3 protein-coding genes are annotated in these 4,064 nt (G+C 72.7%); all 3 read right to left on the reverse strand.

Annotation, left to right across the window (positions count from 1 at the left end):
* Positions 1 to 2,702, reverse strand: a 2,702-nt coding sequence (infB, locus tag VHK87_RS00330) for a translation initiation factor IF-2 (protein ID WP_329632908.1), incomplete at its 3' end; no start/stop codon positions are given.
* A 68-nt stretch (positions 2,703 to 2,770) separates the two neighbouring features.
* Entirely contained in the window at positions 2,771 to 3,409 is a 639-nt protein-coding gene (locus VHK87_RS00335; RefSeq protein WP_329632909.1) for an RNA-binding protein, read from the reverse strand.
* Positions 3,410 to 3,480: 71 nt separating this feature from the next.
* Positions 3,481 to 4,064 (reverse strand): helix-hairpin-helix domain-containing protein (locus tag VHK87_RS00340; protein WP_329632910.1); only part of this gene is annotated, 584 nt, incomplete at its 5' end.

The raw sequence follows: 4,064 nt of genomic DNA on the forward strand, positions 1-4,064 counted from the left end.
AAGGTCTCGCGCTGGATCGGCGCCAGCATGCCCGAGAGCACGCCTTTGATGTCGTCGATCAGGTCGTAGATGATCGCGTAGTAGCGGATCTCCACGCCCTCGCGCTCGGCCAGCTCCCGCGCCTGCTTGGAGGCGCGGACGTTGAAGCCGAGGATCGGCGAGCCGGCGCCCTTGGCCAGCATCACGTCGCTTTCGCTGATCGCGCCGGCGCCCGACAGGATGATCCGCGCCCGGACCTCGTCGGTGCCCAGCTTGTCCAGCGAGCCGACGATCGCCTCGGCCGAGCCTTGCACGTCGGCCTTGATGATCACCGGCAGCTCGGAGACCTTCTTGTCCGCCAGCTTGGCCATCATGTCGGCCAGCGAGGCGCCCTGGACCGGCGCGCCGGCCTTTTCGCGCTTCAGGCGGGTCCGGTACTCGGTCAGCTCGCGGGCGCGGGCGTCGTTCTCCACCACCGCGAAGGGCTCGCCGGGATCGGGCGTGCCGTCCAGGCCGAGGATCTCCACCGGGGTCGAGGGACCGGCCTCGTCCAGCTGCTCGCCTCGCTCGTTGAGGAGCGCGCGGACGCGGCCGAAGTTGGCGCCGGCCACCACGATGTCGCCGCGCTTCAGGGTGCCGCGCTTGACCAGCACGGTCGAAACCGCGCCGCGGCCGCGGTCGAGCTTGGCTTCGATGACGATGCCGTCGGCGGTCCGGTCCGGATTGGCCTTCAGGTCGAGCAGCTCGGCCTGCAGCAGGATGGCCTCGATCAGCTCGTCCAAGCCCATCTTCTCGAGGGCCGAGACCTGGATCGCCTGGGTCTCGCCGCCGAGGCTTTCCACGACGATCTCGTGCTGCAGCAGCTCGTTGATAACCCGGGTCGGATCGGCGTCCGGTTTGTCGATCTTGTTGATCGCCACGATGATCGGCGCGCCGGCCGCCTTGGCGTGCTGGATGGCTTCCACGGTCTGGGGCATCACGCCGTCGTCGGCCGCCACCACCAGGATGACGATGTCGGTGGCGTTGGCGCCCCGGGCCCGCATGGCCGAGAAGGCCGCGTGGCCGGGGGTGTCAAGGAACGTCACCCGCTCGCCGCCTTCCAGGCGAACCTGGTAGGCGCCGATGTGCTGGGTGATGCCGCCGTGCTCGGCCGACACCACGTCGGTGGAACGCAGGGCGTCCAGCAGGCTGGTCTTGCCGTGGTCGACGTGGCCCATGACGGTCACGACCGGCGGACGCGGCAGCAGATGGTCGTCCACGTCCTCGGCGCCGATAAAGCCGGCTTCGACGTCGGCTTCGGAGACGCGGCGCACGGTGTGGCCGAACTCGGTCGCCACCAGCTCGGCGGTGTCGTTGTCGATGACGTCGTTGATCTTCAGCATCACACCCTGACGCATCAGGAACTTGATGATCTCGACGCCGCGGATCGCCATCCGGTTGGCCAGCTCGCTGACCGTGATGACGTCGGGGATGACCACTTCGCGGGCCGCGCGGACCTGCTCCTGGCTGCCGCCCTTGCGCTTTTCGCGTTCGCGTTCGCGGGCACGGCGGACCGAGGCCAGGGAGCGCATCCGTTCGACCGCCCCCTCGTCGTCGCCGGCCACCGCCTGGATGGTCAGGCGGCCTTCGCGGCGCTGCGGCGCGCCCTTGACGCGGCTGATCGCCTTGGGGGCGTTGGCGCGGCGGCGGGCGTCGTCGTCATCGTCGGGACGGCGGTCGAGGTTGGCGGCGCCAGGGCGCGGCGCCTGGCGGGTGGCGCGCTGGATCTCGGGCGTGGCCGGCGGGGCCGCGGCGCCGACGCGCGGCGGCCGGGGACCGCCGGGGCGCGGCGCGGCGCCGGGGGCCGGACGCGGCGCCAGCGCCGAGTAGCGGACGGTGCCGGCGGGCTGACCGGGGCGGCCGCCTTGCGGGCGATCGCCAGTGGGCCGCGGGCCTTGCGGACGGTCGCCGGCCGGGCGCGGGCCGCGGTCGTCGGGCCGGCGTTGGAAGCCGTCGTCCTGGCGCGGCGCGCGCTGGTTGAAGCTGGCGCCTTCGAAGCGGGCCGACGGCCGCTCCGACCGCTCGGGCCGGTAGGTGGTGGTGCTCGGCCGGTCGTCCCGGCGATCGGGCGAAGGCGCATAGGTGCGGGTCTGGCCGCCCTGGGCGGGGCGAGCCGCTGAGGGGGCGGCAGGCGCTTGAGCCTGGGGCGCGCTGGGCGCCTGGGGTGCGGGCGCGGCGGGCGCAGCCGGTGCGGGCGCCTCGGCGGCAGGCGCGGCTGGAGCAGCGGCGGCCGGCGGCGGTGCGGCGGCCTGGGCCGCTGCGCGCGCCTGGGCGGCGGCGGCCTCGGCTTCGGCGCGGGCGCGCTCCTCACGCGCCTTGCGCTCGGCGGCCTGGCGGGCCTGCTGCTCGCGGGCCAGTTCGATGGCCCGCTGGCGGGCGCGTTGCTCGTCGGCCGACAGGCCCGAGCCATCGCCGGCGGAACCGCGCGGCGCGCCGCCCTGCGGCCCGGACGGCGCGGGACGGTTCGGCTCGAACACCCGGCGCTCGGCCTGCGACGGGCCGGCCAGATTGCCGCCCGGCGGGGCATGGGTGCGCGGGCGCTTGGTCTCCACGACCACGGTCTTGGAACGGCCATGGCTGAAGCTCTGCTTCACGGTGCCTGCGCTGACCGACCCCGCACCGCGGGGCTTGAGGGTCAGGGGCGGGCGTCCGCCAGGTCGGCCGTTGTTGTTCTCGTCGCTCATGCGCTCGCTTTACTCAGCGGCCGGCAGATCCGGCCCCACGTCTTGAAATGGCTCTTGGGCCACGGAGCCTAAGCTCCATCGCCCGTGACCGGCTCCTCGCGCCAACTCGCAGGAAGGAGCGGACGGAAGCCCGAAAGGCGCCGGACATCTGCTGTCCAGCGCTCGGCTACGCGCCCCGCAAGGAAGGCGGTGTGTATCACATTCTCCAGCCCCAAGGCCAAACCCAATTGCTCGGAAGTGAAGACGCCGAACAGTTCGGGGGCTTGCGGAGCCCTGCGAGTCAGGGCGAGCAGCTTTCGCCGGCCGTCCTCGGCGCCGTCGGTCGCTTCGACCAGCCAGCGCGCCCGGCCGCTCGTGATGGCGGCGGCCGTCTTCTCGAACCCGGAGATAAGGACGCCGGCGCGCCGTGCAAGCCCAAGGCCGTCGAGAAGCCGGCGCGTCAACAGCGTTTCCACCTGGTCGGCCAGGTCGGGCGGCGGGGCGAGCTTGGTCTTGGCCGAGCGGGAGAAGGCGTTCTTCTTCACCGCCTGCTCGACCGAGGCCCGGTCGGCGGCGACCCAGATCCCGCGCCCCGGCAGCTTGCGGGCCAGGTCCGGCACGACGACGCCGTCCGGCCCGGCGACGAAGCGGATCAGACGGTCCTCGTCCATCACCTCGCCGGAGACGATGTCGCGGCGCTCGCGATGGGCCTGCGCGTGGGTGCTCATGACCTCTCCCTCCATGCGCTGGAGGGAGAGAGTAGGCTGAGGGAGGACCCGCGCACCGCGGCTGGTCCTCTCTAGGCGTCCCGCGCCTCGCCGAGCATTTCGGCGGCCGCTACGTTCTCGGGGTCGGGCTCGAGCCCGGGCTCGCCCTCGAGTTCCGGCTCGGCCTCGGCGGCCGGCTCCACTTCGGAGGGGTCGACCCAGCCCATGACCACGCGGGCGCGCATGATCAGGAGTTCGGCGTCGGCGGCGTCGAGGCCGAAGGCCTCGAGAATGCCCGGCTCGCGAACCCGCTCGCCGCCCTTGCTCTCGAACCAGCCGCGCAGGTCGTCCGGCACCAGGCCGGCCAGATCCTCGACGGTTTTGACGTCGTTCTCGCCGAGCGCGACGGCCATCGGCAGGGTGATGCCTTCGATCTCCAGCAGGCCGTCCTCGACGCCCAGTTCGCGGCGCTTGGCGTCGTACTCGGCCGCTTCCTTGTCGAGCCAGTCGCGAGCCCGCGCCTGGATCTCCTCGCCGGTGTCCTCGTCGAAGCCTTCGATGGCCGCGATCTCCGAGGCGTCGACGTAGGCGACGTCCTCGACCGTGGCGAAGCCTTCGGTGACCAGCAGCTGGGCGATGACCTCGTCGACGTCCAGAGCTTCCTGGAACAGGGCGG

It is taken from the genome of Phenylobacterium sp., from assembly GCF_036263695.1.
GTDB lineage: Bacteria > Pseudomonadota > Alphaproteobacteria > Caulobacterales > Caulobacteraceae > Phenylobacterium.